The following is a 15,575-nucleotide window of genomic DNA, read 5'->3' as shown; positions in this document are numbered from 1 at the left end:
TTTAATAATTCTCGTTTCTGTCCCCAACATATCGACATAGGAATTTGAAGTTTGCTATAATGATTAAAATAGTTGCATTATTTAGAAAAATTTAAAAATAATAATTGCTGCAACTAGGACATATTGTTTACTAAGTGAACTTGTTCTTAATTTAGGGGGGAGGGTTTCACAATGGCAAGTGTATATGAAAATAGTTATATGATCGTTTTGATTTTCTTGCTATTAGGTATATTGCTGCCGGTAGTGGCTCTTACATTAGGAAGGATGCTGCGCCCAAATAAACCAAGTGCAGCGAAAGCGACGACGTATGAGAGTGGGATTGAGCCTTTTCATGATGCGAATATTCGGTTTCATGCTCGTTATTATATTTTTGCTTTATTGTTTGTCATCTTTGATGTAGAAACTTTATTTTTATATCCATGGGCTGTTGCATATGACAACCTCGGTTTATTTGCACTGATTGAAATGCTCATCTTTGTTGTAATGTTGCTAGTTGGATTAGCGTATGCTTGGAAAAAGAAGGTGTTACAATGGTTATAAATTTTGAGGAATTACATCCAAATGAGCGAGCGGAATTAGAACGAAATATCTTTTTTTCTACATTGGAACAGTTGAAAGGATGGGCGCGAAGTAATTCTTTATGGCCGATGACATTCGGACTGGCATGCTGTGCAATTGAAATGATGGGAGTAGGTTCATCACATTATGATTTAGATCGATTTGGGTCATTTTTTCGGACTTCACCAAGGCAATCGGACGTTATGATTGTGTCGGGAACGGTAACGAAGAAGATGGCTCCTATTGTTCGGCGCTTATATGACCAAATGCCTGAACCGAAATGGGTTATTGCAATGGGATCTTGTGCGACAGCAGGTGGTCCATATGTAAATTCGTACGCTGTTGTGAAAGGTGTAGATCAAATTGTGCCAGTTGACGTGTATATCCCTGGTTGCCCACCAAACCCTGCAGCTTTAATTTATGGAATTAATAAATTAAAAGAAAAAATTCGTTACGAAGCAAAGACTGGAAAGCAGGTGACGAATAAATGAGTGATCCTAACAAAGACTTAGAGGATTTAAAAAGAGAAGCGGCTAGGCGTGCGAAAGAAGAGGCGAGAAAGCGTCTCGTTGCGAAACATGGTGTGGAAATAAGTAAACTTGAGGAAGAAAATCGCGAAAAAGAGAAAGCGCTACCAAAAAATGACGATATGACTATAGAAGAAGCAAAACGACGTGCAGCCGTGGCGGCAAAAGCAAAAGCGGCTGCGTTAGCAAAGCAAAAAAGAGAAGGAACAGAAGGAGTGACGGAAGAGGAAAAGGCAAAAGCAAAGGCGAAGGCAGCCGCGGCCACAAAAGTGAAAGCAGCGGCGTTAGCGAAACAGAAAAGAGAAGGAATAGAAGAAGTAACGGAAGAGGAAAAGGCCAAAGCGAAGACGAAAGCGGCGGCGTTAGCAAAGCAAAAAAGAGAAGGAACAGAAGAAGTGACGGAAGAGGAAAAGGCAAAGGCGAAGGCAGCCGCAGCCGCAAAAACAAAAGCAGCGGCGTTAGCGAAGCAGAAAAGAGAAGGAATAGAAGAAGTGACGGAAGAGGAAAGGGCCAAAGCGAAGGCGAAGGCAGCCGCAGCCGCAAAAGCAAAAGTAGCGGCGTTAGCGAAGCAGAAAAGAGAAGGAACAGAAGAAGTAACGGAAGAAGAAAAGGCCGAAGCGAAGGCGAAGGCAGTCGCAGCCGCGAAAGCAAAAGCAGCGGCATTAGCGAAGCAGAAAGCATCGCAAGGTAATGGGGATACGGGAGATGAAAAGGCGAAGGCAATTGCAGCAGCGAAGGCAAAAGCGGCAGCGGCTGCAAGGGCGAAGATGAAGGGTACTGAAGGTAAGAAGGAAGAGGAAGTGAAGCAGGAAGAGCCATCCGTGAATCAACCGTATTTAAATCAGTATGTTGAAGTTATTAAGGAAAAGATAGGAGAGGATATATTAGTAGATTCCTACATTAATAAACTGTCAAAAGATGTACCAACTCTTGTGGTGGAACCCGCAAAATATTATGAAGTAATGGAGTTACTGCGATTCCATGAGGGACTTGCATTTGATTATATGTCAGAGCTACATGCGACGGATTTTATGACACATATGGAAGTGTATGTTCATTTATTTTCATATGGAAAGAAACAGTCAGTAGCGGTGAAGGTGAAGCTGGATAGGGAAGCGCCGCAAGTGGAATCGGTGACAGCGCTTTGGAAAGGGGCAGATTGGCCAGAGCGGGAAGCGTATGATTTGCTTGGTATTGTATTTAAGGGGCATCCGAATTTATCACGTATTTTAATGCCTGATGATTGGGTAGGGCACCCGCTTAGGAAAGATTATGAACCGTATGATGTGGAGGTGTAGCTAAATGATCCGTACGGAAGAAATGCTTTTGAATGTAGGTCCTCAGCATCCGAGTACGCACGGTGTGTTCAGGCTCGTTATTAAAATTGACGGGGAAATTATTAAAGAAGCTACACCGGTTATTGGATATTTGCATCGCGGGACCGAAAAGATTGCAGAGAGCTTACAGTATACGCAAATTATCCCTTATACAGATCGGATGGATTATTTATCGGCTATGACGAATAATTACGTCATTTGCCACGCTGTAGAGACGATGATGGGGCTTGAAATCCCGGAGCGTGCCGAATACTTGCGAGTACTTGCAATGGAGCTTGGAAGGATTGCGAGCCACCTCGTTTGGTGGGGGACAAATCTTCTTGATATAGGAGCGGTTAGCCCGTTTTTGTACGCGTTTCGTGAACGAGAGATGATTATAAATTTATTAAACGAATTATGCGGTGCACGGCTTACTTTTAACTATATGAGAGTCGGTGGTGTAAAGTGGGATGCACCGGATGGTTGGATTGAAAAAGTGGAAGAATTTGTTCCGTATATGAGAGAACAATTGGCAGGGTATCATGATCTTGTTAGCGGCAATGAGATTTTCTTAAATCGTGTAAAAGGCGTTGGTATATATAGCGCGGAGGAAGCGATTTCGTATTCTTTAAGCGGAGCGAATTTGCGGTGCACCGGAGTAAACTGGGATCTTCGCAAAGATGAGCCGTACTCCATTTACGACCGTTTTGATTTCGATATTCCTGTTGGAGGCGTGGGGGATGCTTGGGATCGCTACGTTTGCCGTATGAAGGAAATTGAGGAGTCTTTAAAGATTGTTGAGCAAGCAGTCCAGCAGTTCCCGAAAGAAGGAGTAGTACTTGCGAAAGTACCGAAGATTATTAAGGCTCCTAAAGGGGAAGCATTCGTCCGTATAGAGTCGCCGCGAGGAGAGATTGGTTGCTATATTGCTAGTGACGGAAAGAAAGAGCCGTACCGCTTGAAGTTTCGCAGGCCGTCTTTTTACAATTTGCAAATTTTACCGAAGTTATTGAAAGGTGAAAACATCGCCAATTTAATTACGATTTTAGGTGGAGTGGATATTGTACTTGGGGAGGTTGATGGCTAATGATTGAAACGCTCTTACAATCACCTTCTAGCTGGACGAATTTCTTCATTTTTTTCGGATTAGCGGTGCTCCTATTATTTGCAGTCCTTGGTTTCGTTACATATGGTATTTTGGCAGAACGGAAAGTGATGGGTTTTATGCAAGGACGAATTGGGCCAAACCAAGTCGGGGGCCGGTTCGGTTTACTGCAAACGGTAGCTGATGTTTTAAAACTACTACTGAAAGAAGATAGTATTCCGAAAGCGGCAGATAAACCGTTGTTTATATTAGCACCTGTCATTGCGTTCGCACCAGCATTTATGGTGCTTGCAGTCATCCCGTTTACTGATAAATTTCAGTTCGCAGATATTGGCGTAGGTTTACTGTATTACATTGCTGTTTCTGGCATTACGACGATTGGCGTCGTAACCGGCGGATGGGCATCGAATAATAAATATTCCCTTTTAGGGGGGATGCGTGCAGCGGCGCAAATGATTTCTTATGAAATTCCGCTCGTAATGAGTGTAATCGGGATCGTTTTGTTAGCTGGTAGCTTAAATTTAAATGAAATCGTAGCAGCGCAGGAGAATGTTTGGTACATTTTCGTGCAACCAATCGGTTTCGTCGTGTTCTTAATCGCAGCGGTAGCAGAGTTAAATAGGACGCCGTTTGATTTACCAGAAGCAGAATCGGAACTTGTTTCTGGATATCATACGGAATACTCAGGGTTTCGCTGGGCGTTTTTCATGCTTTCAGAGTACGTATATTTTTTCGGGATGGCATCGTTAATTACAGTGCTCTTTTTAGGCGGATGGAATCCAGTTATGTTCCTTGGATTTATCCCAGGTGCCGTATGGTTTGCTTTAAAGTTTAGCAGTGTAGTTTTTCTATTAATTTGGTTCCGCGTTACGTTTCCGCGTATAAGAGGTGATCAGTTAATGGAGTTTGGCTGGAAAGTATTATTGCCAATTGCACTTGCAAATATTTTCTTAACGGCATTGATTAAGGAGTTATTCTTCTAATCTATGAGGGGGGTGCCAGTAAGAGATGAAAGGTCTATTTAAAGGACTAAAATATACATTAAGCAATTTGAGTAAAAAGAAAGTGACGTATGATTATCCGAATCAACCGTTGCCATTGCCAGACCGGTTTCGAGGGATTCAAAAGTTTTATCCAGAAAAGTGTATCGTTTGTAACCAGTGCTCCAATATTTGTCCGACAGACTGTATTCAGTTAACGGGGAAAAAACATCCGGATCCTACGAAAAAAGGAAAAATTATCGACACGTACGATATTAATTTTGAAATTTGTATTCTTTGTGATTTATGTACAGAAGTTTGTCCGACAGAGGCGATCGTTATGACAAATAACTTTGAACTCGCGGAATATTCACGGGATGACTTATTTAAAAATTTGCAGTGGCTTGATGAAAACGACGAAAACGTCAGAAAGGAGAATAAAGCATGAATGGCGAGTTTATAGCATTCTTTATACTATCCTTGTCTGCAATTATCGGCGGCGTTCTTATGTTGAATTTAACGAAAGTCATGCATATGATGCTAGCTCTCGTTCTAACATTTCTCAGCATTGCGGGTTTGTACTTTCTTTTATCAGCTGAATTTATAGGCGTTGCACAAATTTTACTTTACTCTGGTGCGATCACAATTATTATGATTTTTGGCATTATGTTAACGAAACATAACGCAGAAAATGAATCACGTCTTACTCTTCGAAAATGGATTATCTTCTTTGCGGTTGTAGCATTTGGGGCAGTTATGTATTTCGCTGTTAACAATATTGATTTTGCAAATGAAAGCGCACAAGGAAGTTTACCTCTCCATGAAAAAAACACACTTCAAATCGGTACACTTCTCTATTCAAAATATATTATTCCATTTGAGTTAACCTCAGTTATTTTACTTGTAGCACTTGTTGGCGCAATTATTCTTGCGAAGAAAGATGAGAAAGAGGAGGATTCCAATGAGTAGCGTACCTGCTTCTGCATATTTAACGCTTGCGATTATTTTGTTTTGCATCGGTTTGTTTGGAGCTTTAACGAAGCGAAATACGGTGATTGTATTAGTTTGTATTGAATTAATGCTTAACGCAGCCAATTTAAACTTAGTAGCGTTTAGTAAATTAGGTTTGTTTCCAAATGTAACAGGGCAAATTTTCTCTCTGTTTACGATGGCCGTAGCAGCAGCGGAAGCGGCGGTAGGACTCGCCATTTTAATTGCTTTATATCGTAATCGTACGACAGTTCATGTAGATGAAATGGATACGCTCAAAGGATAACATTGTGACCGAAAAGGGGGAAGGAAACAATGATCGATTATGCATGGCTCATACCGCTTTTCCCGCTTGTTTCGTTTTTGTTATTAATTATATTCGGGAAGAAAATTAGAGAAGGAAGCAGTGTACTTAGTATTTTCTTCGTCTTTCTCTCCTTTATATGTGCGGTACTTGTATTAATAGAAAGATTTACGACAGTACCAGTGAAGCATAAGTGGGTATGGCTTAGAGCTGGAGATATTGATATATCATTTGGCTTTGAAGTGACAGCATTAGGGGCTTTAATGCTGTTTATCGTTACCCTTGTGAGTTTACTTGTACACGTGTATTCGAAAGGCTATATGAAAGGTGAGGAAAGATTACCAACCTTTTATGCCTATTTAGGACTCTTTACATTTGCGATGCTCGGGCTTGTTATATCACCGAATTTATTACAGCTTTATATATTTTGGGAGTTAGTCGGCCTTGGTTCGTTCTTACTCATCGGTTTTTATTTCTTTAAAGAAGAAGCGAGGGCTGCCGCGAAGAAGGCTTTTATTATGACACGTATTGGCGATGTCGGTTTATTTATTGGGATGATCTTAATTTTCTGGCATGCAGGTAGTTTTGAATATGATGCAATTTTTAGAGCGATTCATACTGGGGATCTTACCCCTACGATGATTACAATAACAGCGATATTAATTTTTATTGGTGCAATGGGGAAATCAGGTCAGTTCCCGCTTCATACGTGGTTACCGGATGCGATGGAAGGGCCGACGCCTGTTTCGGCACTTATTCATGCGGCGACAATGGTCGCAGCTGGCGTATATTTAGTGGCAACGATGTTTCCGCTATTTTCAGCAAGTGCGGTGGCGATGCAGACGGTAGCAATTGTTGGCGCCTTTACTGCAATCTTTGCAGCTTCCATCGGTCTTGTACAAACGGATATAAAGAGAGTACTTGCTTATTCTACAGTTAGTCAGCTCGGGTATATGATGCTTGCATTAGGATCTGCCGGTTATGTAGCTGGTGTGTTCCATTTAACGACACACGCTTTTTTTAAAGCGTTGCTATTTTTGGCGGCAGGAAGTGTCATTCATGCCGTGCATACGCAAAATATTAATAAAATGGGCGGCTTACAGAAGAAGATGAAAGTAACTGCTGCGCTATTTTTAATCGGTACCCTTGCAATAAGTGGTGTGCCGCTCCTTTCCGGTTTCTTTAGTAAAGATGAAATTTTAGCGGCAGCTTGGATGAACGGCAATTATGTTTTATTCGTCTTAGCGATACTTGCAGCATTCCTAACAGCGTTCTACATGTTCCGTCTATACTTTCTCGTCTTTACGGGGGAAGCGAAGACGAAGGAAGATGTGCATGAATCGCCCCGCATCATGACGTATCCGATGATTGTCCTTGGCGTCCTTGCAGTTGTGGCAGGTTATATAAATACACCGTGGTTTGGAACGTTTCTCGGGGATTGGCTTACGAAAGATGTAGCATTTAAAGTGCAAGAGGCACACGGCCCAGTTTGGATTATGATTGTTGCGACGCTCGTTTCTTTGGCTGGGATTGCTCTTGCATATTTCATATATGGCAAGAAATCTATTGCTAGAGATTGGGCTGGTGGCGAGGAAGCACCTCTTTATAAAATTTTGAAAGAAAAATATTATGTGGATGAACTATACAATATGACGGTGCTTCCTATTACGAAAGGAATCGCTCATGTGCTTCGCTTATTTGAAGTGTATGTAGTCGAAGGGATTGCCGTTTTAATAGGGAGTTTAGTTAAAGGGATGAGCGGAGTCGGCTCTAGACTCCAAAACGGAAATGTACAAGTGTACGGGACTGTAACAGCTGTTTCACTTGCAGTACTCTTCATTATTTTGCTTTATACGGGAGGGGATTTACGATGAATGATTTGTTATTAACGTTCTTCATTTTTTCCCCGCTTTTAGGAATTCTCTTACTTACATTAACACCGAAAAAAGAATCACGTACAGTGCGAGCGCTCGGTTTATTTGGAACGGTGCTTCCATTTGGAATGGCTATCGTCCTCGCTTGTACATATGCTTCTGGAAGGGATTTGTCTCTATTTGATGAAAAAGTGAAATGGATTAAATTCGGGGATTTTGCAGCGGTGGATAAAAGGTGGTTTTCCATTTATTACGAGCTTGGTATTGATGGTTTATCGCTCGTTATGATGGTACTGACGGCCCTTCTAGCGATGCTTGCAGCAATTGCGGCATTTACGATTAAAAGGAATTTGAAAGCATTTTATATGCTATTACTCATGTTAGAAATAGGGATGCTCGGTGTCTTCGCTGCTCAAAATTTAATGTTGTTCTTTGTCTTCTTTGAAATTACATTGCCACCGATGTTTTTATTAATTGGGAAGTGGGGGAAATTGTCGAGTGAAAAAGCTGCTTATAGTTATTTAATATATAACGGTATTGGCTCCGCTATTTTGCTTATCGTTTTCTCGGTTTTATTTGCGAAAACAGGTACAACAAATATTACAGTACTGAAAGAAATATTAGCGAGTGTAGGTGCTGGCGGAGGAATGGCTGTCCCAAATAGTTTACAGTTCGGCTTGTTTCTTAGCATAATGATCGCTTTTGCGATTAAACTACCTGTTTTCCCGTTACATCGCTGGATGGTCAATGTACATATTGAAGCACATCCGGCTGTAGTGATGCTGCATGCAGGTGTTTTACTGAAGATTGGAGCATACGGTATCATTCGCTTCGGGCAGGGGCTATTCCCGGAATACTTTCGCGAGTTTGCAACGCTCATTGCGATTTTAGGAGTTATCAATTTATTGTACGGAGCCTTCTTAGCGCTCATTCAAACAGACTTTCGGAAGGTACTCGCTTACTCTAGTATTTCGCATATGGGTATTGTATTAATGGGCATTGCGGCGTTAAATGCACCAGGTACACAAGGCGCTTTATTCCAAGTTGTTTCGCACGGTTTAATTGCAGCTTTACTCTTTTTCTTACTTGGTGTTATAGAACAGCGTTTTGGAACGTCGGATATTACGGCGCTTGGCGGACTTGCAAAAAGTGTACCAGTACTTAGCGGTTTCTTCTTAGCGGGAGGAATGGCATCGCTTGGATTGCCGGGAATGTCTGGATTTGTTAGCGAGTTTCTTGCCTTTCTCGGTTTATTCCAAGGGGAGCCAGTCATTGCTGCGGCCGGAGTACTTGGCATCATTTTAACCGCTGTATACGTATTAAGAGCAACCCTTCAAGTAACATTTGGTAAGAAAGAGTGGGAAGCGAAAGCTGATATACACGGATGGGAGTATGTTCCTATCTTGCTACTTATCTTCTGCATTATTGCAATTGGCGTAATGCCAGAAATACTAGGGGATCCGCTTCAAAATACATTGAAAACATTGGGGGTGAAGTAGGATGGATATGAATACGTTACTTAGCTTATCATGGCATCTCATGGTGCCAGAATTCATCATTCTCGGGGCTGCCATCCTTCTTTCCATATGTGATTTGTTTTTTAAGCTGAACCATAGATACGTAGCGCTTGGTGCAATCGCGGCAGTCGTATTAGCAATCGTGTCACTAATTACGCTATATGGCGAACCAGCGGGAGATATTTTAAATGGATCGTTTGTGTTAGATGGATTTTCAAAAGGATTTAAAACGTTGTTGTTAGGCGGGGCGGCCCTCATTTTGTGCACCGCAATGAGCGATGATAAGAAAAATCCAATTGAAGATAAGGGAGAATATTATTACTTATTTTTAATGGCGCTTCTTGGGGCTATGTTTATGGCTTCTAGCGTTGATTTCATTACACTTTTCGTCGGTTTAGAATTGCTTTCACTTTCTTCCTACATTTTAGTAGGAATACGAAAAAAGAACCGTGCATCAAATGAGGCAGCAATGAAATATGTCATTAATGGAGGAATTGGAACGGCAATTACGCTCTTTGGAATGAGTTATTTATACGGCATTACAGGATCAACTAATATTGTGGATATGCAAAAGGTATTTGCTGGGGAACTGGCTGGTGGCATTCAATTATTGCTAGCTCTCGCATTTCTACTATTACTCGTTGGCCTCTCATTCAAAATTGCGACAGTGCCGTTTCATATGTGGGCACCTGATGTGTATGAAGGGGCAGCTACACCCGTTACTGCTTTTCTTGGAACAATTTCTAAAATTGCTGGGTTTTTACTCATTATTCGTCTGTTCCTCATGGTTTTTGCAAGTGTATCGGTGCAAGGAGACATGCAATCTTTATACGGACGTATGAGCATATACATCGCTGTGCTAGCTAGTATTACGATGATTATTGGAAATGTAGTCGCATTAAAGCAATATAACGTAAAACGCTTATTTGCTTATTCAGGAATCGCGCATGCAGGATATTTACTCGTACCGCTTGTAGCATTATCGCCATTTACGATGGATAGCATGTGGTTTTACATGCTTGCGTATATGCTTATGAATATAGGCGCGTTTGCAATTATCCACGCTTTAATCTTACAAAGCGACAAAGAAAATATGACCATTTTCACCGGATTATATAAAAGGTCGCCATTTACAGCAATCGTGATGACGATTTTTATTTTATCGCTAGCGGGGATACCAGGAACAGCTGGTTTCATTGGGAAAATTAACATCTTTTTAGGTGCACTTCACGTAGAGCCAGCTCATTACGTACTAGCTTCTATTATGATGGGGACGACAGTCATTTCATTCGTATATTATTTCCGTATTTTACAGCAAATGTTTTTCCGTACGGGAGAAGTAGAAGAGAAAATTCGTTTGCCACTCAATATAAAGGTTGTGATGAGCCTTTGTGCAATTTCGATTGTAATACTAGGGATTATGCCGATGATTGGATACAATTTCTTTTATGAATATTTTCCATTAATGAAAGATTTCTTCTTCTTAGGGAACGTGGTACAATAGTGAAAATAAAAGGTGTGGAGTCGTTACTCTGCGCTTTTTATTTTGTGTGAATTACAATTGAAAATGCATATAAGTATACGCTTTTAAAGAGAAAAATTACGATGTAACATGTAAGATGCTTATTTGTATTTGAAAAAGTGTGGCTCCTACTTATTATGGTATCGTTTTTATAAGATTTCGTAAGTAGTAGCTAGGTAAAAAGGGGTCGGTTTTTTGGCACATCTTTTAGGGCAACAAGCACTGATTGCCATCGTTTCGCATTTATTGTTTATTACCATTACGTGGTGGGCCTTACAAGGTATTCACATTGAGCGTTTAATGAAGCCTGGAAAGGTGATGCAGACGAGAGTATTACTCATTTTAATTACAATTGCAATTGGGACATCTGTAAGTAACTTTTTCCTTGATTATTTAGGCTATTCAAAGAGTTTAACGTATTTAGTAAAGTAAGTGTATAGAACCTCATATCTCCGTTAACAATGGGGATAGGAGGGGATGAAATTGAAGCTTAAAGCCATTCTTATTGTTGCACTTAGTGTTGTTTTATTTTTGGTTGGATATAGAGAGATGAAACCGATAAGCGATGAACAGAAGATGGAGAACATGATCGCAGCTGTAGAGAAAAATGATGCTAAAGTAGAGAAATGGTCATGGTTAGCACGAGAAACAAAAACAATTTCTAATATACATACGTTTCAAAAGTTGTTAAACGATGTGAAGGATAAGGCGAATATTCAAAAGTGGGAATTAGAGCAATCTCCAGATGGATATAAAGCTACATCCTATAAAAAATTTTCTTCTTATGAAGAACGAGTAGTAGTAACTTGGAGTAAGGAAAATACTAAAGAAAACACTTTCATTATTTTTGAAGTGAGCGGGGCAAAATGGGACCCGAAGTATATTCGAAAAACGAATAAAATTTTTAGTGAAAAACCTATAATTTACACTTGTGTTCAAGGTGTACTGAATGATAAGATTGAAGGTGTTTTGCAAAATAAAACCAATCAGGTTTTGAAAGATCTTTCAGCAAGAGCGATCGAACAGATAGAAGAAAGAGCATTTGTGTCAGTCTCCGCATACAATAAAAAGTGGGATGACGCTCTTTCAACAAATAGAGAGAAAATAAATGTGCAAATAGCAATACGTTCTACAGACAACAAAGATACAATTGTGGTTGGCACACCGATCATAACTTCTGAGTATTGAGTGAATAGATACTGAAAAAAGGACACGGAGGGGAATAATTTGGAAAAGATCATCGTCCGTGGCGGAAAGCGGTTAAACGGCACAGTGCGTGTTGAGGGCGCAAAAAATGCTGTATTACCTATAATCGCTGCAGCCCTATTAGCGAGTGATGGAAAGAATGTACTATCTGAAGTACCAGTTTTGTCTGATGTATACACAATTAATGAGGTATTACGTCATTTAAATGCTGAAGTCGTATTTGAAAATAACAAAGTAACAATCGATGCTTCTAAAGAGCTAAACATTGAAGCACCATTTGAATATGTACGTAAAATGCGTGCATCTGTTCAAGTAATGGGACCATTATTAGCACGTAACGGTCGTGCTCGTATTGCACTTCCTGGTGGATGTGCAATTGGTTCACGTCCAATTGACCAACATTTAAAAGGCTTCGAAGCAATGGGAGCAAAAGTACAGGTTGGTAACGGTTTTGTTGAGGCATACGTTGAGGGAGAACTAAAAGGAGCTAAAATTTATTTAGACTTCCCAAGCGTGGGCGCGACAGAAAACATTATGTCTGCAGCTACATTAGCAAAAGGGACAACAATCCTTGAAAACGCAGCGAAAGAACCAGAAATCGTTGACTTAGCTAACTTCTTAAATGCGATGGGAGCGAAAGTACGCGGAGCTGGAACTGGAACGATTCGTATCGAAGGCGTTGATAAATTATATGGTGCAAACCACTCTATTATTCCTGACCGTATTGAAGCGGGAACATTCATGGTTGCAGCGGCAATTACTGGTGGAGACATCTTAATTGAAAATGCTGTGCCTGAACATTTACGCTCAATTACAGCGAAGATGGAAGAAATGGGTGTTAAAATTATTGAGGAAAATGAAGGTGTACGTGTTATCGGCCCAGATAAGTTAAAAGCGGTTGATATTAAAACTATGCCTCACCCAGGTTTCCCAACAGACATGCAATCACAAATGATGGCATTATTACTACAAGCTGAAGGAACAAGTATGATTACAGAAACGGTATTTGAAAACCGCTTTATGCACGTTGAAGAATTCCGTCGTATGAATGCTGATATTAAAATCGAAGGTCGTTCTGTTATTATGAACGGTCCAAACAGCTTACAAGGTGCTGAAGTAGCAGCAACTGATTTACGTGCTGCAGCTGCATTAATCTTAGCTGGTTTAGTATCAGAAGGTTACACTCGTGTAACTGAGTTAAAACATCTTGACCGTGGCTATGTAAACTTCCATAAGAAATTAGCTGCATTAGGTGCAACTATTGAACGTGTAAACGAAAAAGTAGAAGAAGTGAAAGAACAAGAAGTTTCTGATCTTCACGCTTAATTGAAATAGTCTCTATGTCTTTTGACATGGAGGCTATTTTTTTTGGGCTTATTACTGTTATAGTCAAGAAATTCTATACTTATGCACGTACCAGTAAAAATATTTAGAAAATTTTTGTTTTATATGGTTCCCCTTAAGTATGTTCTAAAAGAAAGAGTTGTTCCATAAGAATGAATGGAGTAAAGCTTTTTCATATTGGGGGAAATAAGATGAAATTTTCAAAGCCACTTTTTATTACAGTAGCGCTTCTCATAGCGCTCGTTATCATTGTACCTGCTGCTCTTGTGATTCCGTTTGCGAAAGCAAAAGTAGAGGAAAAAGCAGCTTCTAACACTCCTCCAGCGATAGAAAGTATACCAGCTCCAGGGAAAGTGGATACAGCGGTTCAAGTTGCTGTATATCGCGAGAAACAGAAAAAGGTAGAGTCATTACCTATGGAGGAGTATGTGACCGGTGTAGTAGCTTCTGAGATGAATGCCAGTTTTGAAATAGAGGCGCTAAAGGCGCAGGCATTAGCAGCGAGAACATTTGTAGTCCAGCGTATGCTAAGCGGAGGAAAGAAAAACAATGCGGACGTGACAGATACGGTGAAAGATCAAGTGTACAAGAGCAAAGAAGAATTGAAAAAACAATGGGGCAATAACTACGAAAATAATTTAAAGAAAATCGAGGAAGCCGTTTCGAAAACCGCAGGACAAGTTTTAACGTATGAGGGAAAACCAATCTCAGCATCATTCTTCTCAACGAGTAATGGCCGGACAGAAAATGCGGCTGATTATTGGGGAAATGATTATCCGTACTTAAAGAGTGTAGATAGTCCGTGGGATCAAGCTTCTCCGAAATTTACGAGCGAGCAAACCTTTACAGTAGCTGACTTTCAAAAACGTCTCGGTGTGAAAGTGTTAGCAGACGGAAAAGTTGGCGACATTAAAGGACGTACGGAAGGAAAACGTGTAAAAGATGTAGCATTTCAAGGGAAAACATTAACCGGAAGAGATGTGCGTGACAAATTAGATTTACGCTCCTCTGATTTCACGTGGAAACAAGAGGGAGATAAAATCGTTGTTACGACGAAAGGCTTTGGCCACGGCGTTGGCATGAGCCAATACGGAGCGAACGGCATGGCAGCAGAAGGCAAAAAATATACAGATATCGTCGCTCATTACTACAAAGGCGTTGAAATAAAGACGATGAATGATTATGAAGGTAAGTTGATGGTGAAGAAGTAGGTGTCAGGGTCTCCTGGCACCTGCTTTTTGTTTAAAATATCATAATTTTCCATTAATTGTTTGATATAATAGGATAAAAAGTATTTGGGGGAGACAAAATGGCGTTACTGGAGTTGAAACAATTAGGTAAGACGAACCAGTTACCGGCAGTTGAACTGAAGGTTAAGAAGGGACAATGTGTTGTTTTGCAGTGTAATAACCATACAGCAAAAATTTTGCACCGCATTATTATTGGTGAGGAAGAAGCTTCAACTGGCAATGTGCTATTTGAAGATGAAGTGATTGGAAAGAAAAATTATTCCCGCATCGGTTTTTGTTTTTTGAAAGATGAGGCATATGATCGTTTGAAGGTAAAGGAATACTTCAAGTTCTTAATAGGGCTTTATGAATCAAATATGAGTACGGAAGAAGTAGTACAATCTGTCGGTCTCCTAGATAAATTAAACGTTAAAATAGAAAAACTATCATTTTCAGAGAAACGTCGTCTTCATATTGGGCGAGTTATGATTCATAATCCGGACTTAGTTATTTTGGAAGAACCAGAGCAAAATGTAGATACAGAGAGTACGATTATTATTCGAAAAGCGATTATGAAAATGAAAGAGCAAGGAAAGGCAATTTTTATTACGTCATCATTTCTATCGGATGCCCTTTCGTTAACAGAAGATGTATACATATTAAACAATGATGGTGTGAAAAAAATAGAAATCGAACGAGAAGAAGCAGAAGAAGTCGATGAAGAAAAAGTCATTCAAATGATTCCGCAAATGAAGTTAGAAAGAATACCAGCGAAAGTAAACGATAAAATCATTTTATTAGACCCAATGGAAATCCATTTCATTGAAACGCAAAACGGAGTGACACATATTCATGTTCGTGAAGGGGATTTCGTATGCGCATTAACATTAAGTGAACTAGAAGTAAGATTAACAGGTTTTGGTTTCTTTAGATGTCATCGCTCGTACCTTGTGAATTTACAAAGAGTACGAGAAGTGATTACTTGGACTCGTAATAGCTTTAGTTTAATTTTGGATGACGAAAGAAAAAGTTCAATTCCGCTTTCGAAAGGACGAATGGATGAGTTAAAAGGTGTAATTGGGCTATAAAATTCGCTCCAATAA

Annotated in this window: 16 protein-coding genes; all 16 read left to right on the top strand. The window is 40.1% G+C overall.

All coding sequences use genetic code 11. The annotated features are described in order from the left end of the window. The first annotated feature begins 171 nt into the window (after window positions 1-171). Window positions 172-540, top strand: coding sequence for an NADH-quinone oxidoreductase subunit NuoA (nuoA, locus tag RCJ96_RS19940; RefSeq protein WP_000179275.1), 369 nt, complete (start codon window positions 172-174; stop codon window positions 538-540). Beyond that, window positions 531-1,049, top strand: coding sequence for an NADH-quinone oxidoreductase subunit NuoB (gene nuoB / locus RCJ96_RS19935; protein WP_000236331.1), 519 nt, complete (start codon window positions 531-533; stop codon window positions 1,047-1,049). The genes nuoA and nuoB overlap by 10 nt, the downstream gene beginning before the upstream one ends. Beyond that, window positions 1,046-2,383, top strand: coding sequence for an NADH-quinone oxidoreductase subunit C (locus RCJ96_RS19930; protein ID WP_446699835.1), 1,338 nt, complete (start codon window positions 1,046-1,048; stop codon window positions 2,381-2,383). The genes nuoB and RCJ96_RS19930 overlap by 4 nt, the downstream gene beginning before the upstream one ends. 4 nt (window positions 2,384-2,387) lie before the next feature. Beyond that, the gene (gene nuoD, locus RCJ96_RS19925) at window positions 2,388-3,488 is read left to right on the top strand and encodes an NADH-quinone oxidoreductase subunit NuoD (protein WP_416504009.1); all 1,101 of its coding nucleotides are present in this window, start codon (window positions 2,388-2,390) and stop codon (window positions 3,486-3,488) included. Then, window positions 3,488-4,489, top strand: a complete 1,002-nt coding sequence (gene nuoH, locus RCJ96_RS19920; protein WP_000573430.1) for an NADH-quinone oxidoreductase subunit NuoH — start codon at window positions 3,488-3,490, stop codon at window positions 4,487-4,489. The genes nuoD and nuoH overlap by 1 nt, the downstream gene beginning before the upstream one ends. Window positions 4,490-4,514: 25 nt before the next feature. Continuing rightward, complete coding sequence (gene nuoI, locus RCJ96_RS19915; protein ID WP_000677191.1) at window positions 4,515-4,934, top strand: NADH-quinone oxidoreductase subunit NuoI; 420 nt, start codon at window positions 4,515-4,517, stop codon at window positions 4,932-4,934. Further along, the gene (locus RCJ96_RS19910) at window positions 4,931-5,455 is read left to right on the top strand and encodes an NADH-quinone oxidoreductase subunit J (protein WP_001012801.1); all 525 of its coding nucleotides are present in this window, start codon (window positions 4,931-4,933) and stop codon (window positions 5,453-5,455) included. The genes nuoI and RCJ96_RS19910 overlap by 4 nt, the downstream gene beginning before the upstream one ends. Continuing rightward, window positions 5,448-5,762: an NADH-quinone oxidoreductase subunit NuoK gene (nuoK, locus tag RCJ96_RS19905; protein ID WP_000100082.1), complete on the top strand. Its 315-nt coding sequence runs from the start codon at window positions 5,448-5,450 to the stop codon at window positions 5,760-5,762. The genes RCJ96_RS19910 and nuoK overlap by 8 nt, the downstream gene beginning before the upstream one ends. 29 nt (window positions 5,763-5,791) lie before the next feature. After that, window positions 5,792-7,654, top strand: coding sequence for an NADH-quinone oxidoreductase subunit L (nuoL, locus tag RCJ96_RS19900; RefSeq protein ID WP_416504010.1), 1,863 nt, complete (start codon window positions 5,792-5,794; stop codon window positions 7,652-7,654). Then, window positions 7,651-9,153 (top strand): NADH-quinone oxidoreductase subunit M, encoded by a 1,503-nt coding sequence (locus RCJ96_RS19895; RefSeq protein WP_416504011.1) that lies wholly within the window; start codon window positions 7,651-7,653, stop codon window positions 9,151-9,153. The genes nuoL and RCJ96_RS19895 overlap by 4 nt, the downstream gene beginning before the upstream one ends. Window positions 9,154-9,160: 7 nt before the next feature. Beyond that, window positions 9,161-10,675, top strand: a complete 1,515-nt coding sequence (gene nuoN / locus RCJ96_RS19890; protein ID WP_416504051.1) for an NADH-quinone oxidoreductase subunit NuoN — start codon at window positions 9,161-9,163, stop codon at window positions 10,673-10,675. Between the two features lie 213 nt (window positions 10,676-10,888). Then, window positions 10,889-11,125, top strand: coding sequence for a DUF1146 family protein (locus RCJ96_RS19885; protein ID WP_000940742.1), 237 nt, complete (start codon window positions 10,889-10,891; stop codon window positions 11,123-11,125). Window positions 11,126-11,176: 51 nt separating this feature from the next. Then, window positions 11,177-11,881, top strand: a complete 705-nt coding sequence (locus RCJ96_RS19880) for a YwmB family TATA-box binding protein (RefSeq protein ID WP_416504012.1) — start codon at window positions 11,177-11,179, stop codon at window positions 11,879-11,881. A 39-nt stretch (window positions 11,882-11,920) separates the two neighbouring features. Next, entirely contained in the window at window positions 11,921-13,225 is a 1,305-nt protein-coding gene (murA, locus tag RCJ96_RS19875) for a UDP-N-acetylglucosamine 1-carboxyvinyltransferase (protein ID WP_000411260.1), read from the top strand. A 209-nt stretch (window positions 13,226-13,434) separates the two neighbouring features. After that, complete coding sequence (gene spoIID / locus RCJ96_RS19870) at window positions 13,435-14,454, top strand: stage II sporulation protein D (protein WP_074608115.1); 1,020 nt, start codon at window positions 13,435-13,437, stop codon at window positions 14,452-14,454. Window positions 14,455-14,552: 98 nt separating this feature from the next. Next, a complete protein-coding gene (locus RCJ96_RS19865; protein WP_446699834.1) occupies window positions 14,553-15,560 on the top strand; it encodes a LytTR family transcriptional regulator DNA-binding domain-containing protein in 1,008 nt (335 codons plus the stop codon). Window positions 15,561-15,575 lie beyond the last annotated feature (15 nt).

Source organism: Bacillus sp. BSL6 (assembly GCF_052928345.1).
The sequence above is the reverse complement of the archived record's forward strand: the minus strand, read 5'-3'. Positions and strand labels throughout refer to the sequence as shown.

Bases quoted from the DNA above. Each gene is read 5' to 3' on its own strand.
- nuoA (WP_000179275.1), top strand. From the start codon at position 172: ATGGCAAGTGTATATGAAAATAGTTATATGATCGTTTTGATTTTCTTG.
- nuoB (WP_000236331.1), top strand. From the start codon at position 531: ATGGTTATAAATTTTGAGGAATTACATCCAAATGAGCGAGCGGAATTA.
- RCJ96_RS19930 (WP_446699835.1), top strand. From the start codon at position 1,046: ATGAGTGATCCTAACAAAGACTTAGAGGATTTAAAAAGAGAAGCGGCT.
- nuoD (WP_416504009.1), top strand. From the start codon at position 2,388: ATGATCCGTACGGAAGAAATGCTTTTGAATGTAGGTCCTCAGCATCCG.
- nuoH (WP_000573430.1), top strand. From the start codon at position 3,488: ATGATTGAAACGCTCTTACAATCACCTTCTAGCTGGACGAATTTCTTC.
- nuoI (WP_000677191.1), top strand. From the start codon at position 4,515: ATGAAAGGTCTATTTAAAGGACTAAAATATACATTAAGCAATTTGAGT.
- RCJ96_RS19910 (WP_001012801.1), top strand. From the start codon at position 4,931: ATGAATGGCGAGTTTATAGCATTCTTTATACTATCCTTGTCTGCAATT.
- nuoK (WP_000100082.1), top strand. From the start codon at position 5,448: ATGAGTAGCGTACCTGCTTCTGCATATTTAACGCTTGCGATTATTTTG.
- nuoL (WP_416504010.1), top strand. From the start codon at position 5,792: ATGATCGATTATGCATGGCTCATACCGCTTTTCCCGCTTGTTTCGTTT.
- RCJ96_RS19895 (WP_416504011.1), top strand. From the start codon at position 7,651: ATGAATGATTTGTTATTAACGTTCTTCATTTTTTCCCCGCTTTTAGGA.
- nuoN (WP_416504051.1), top strand. From the start codon at position 9,161: ATGAATACGTTACTTAGCTTATCATGGCATCTCATGGTGCCAGAATTC.
- spoIID (WP_074608115.1), top strand. From the start codon at position 13,435: ATGAAATTTTCAAAGCCACTTTTTATTACAGTAGCGCTTCTCATAGCG.
- RCJ96_RS19865 (WP_446699834.1), top strand. From the start codon at position 14,553: ATGGCGTTACTGGAGTTGAAACAATTAGGTAAGACGAACCAGTTACCG.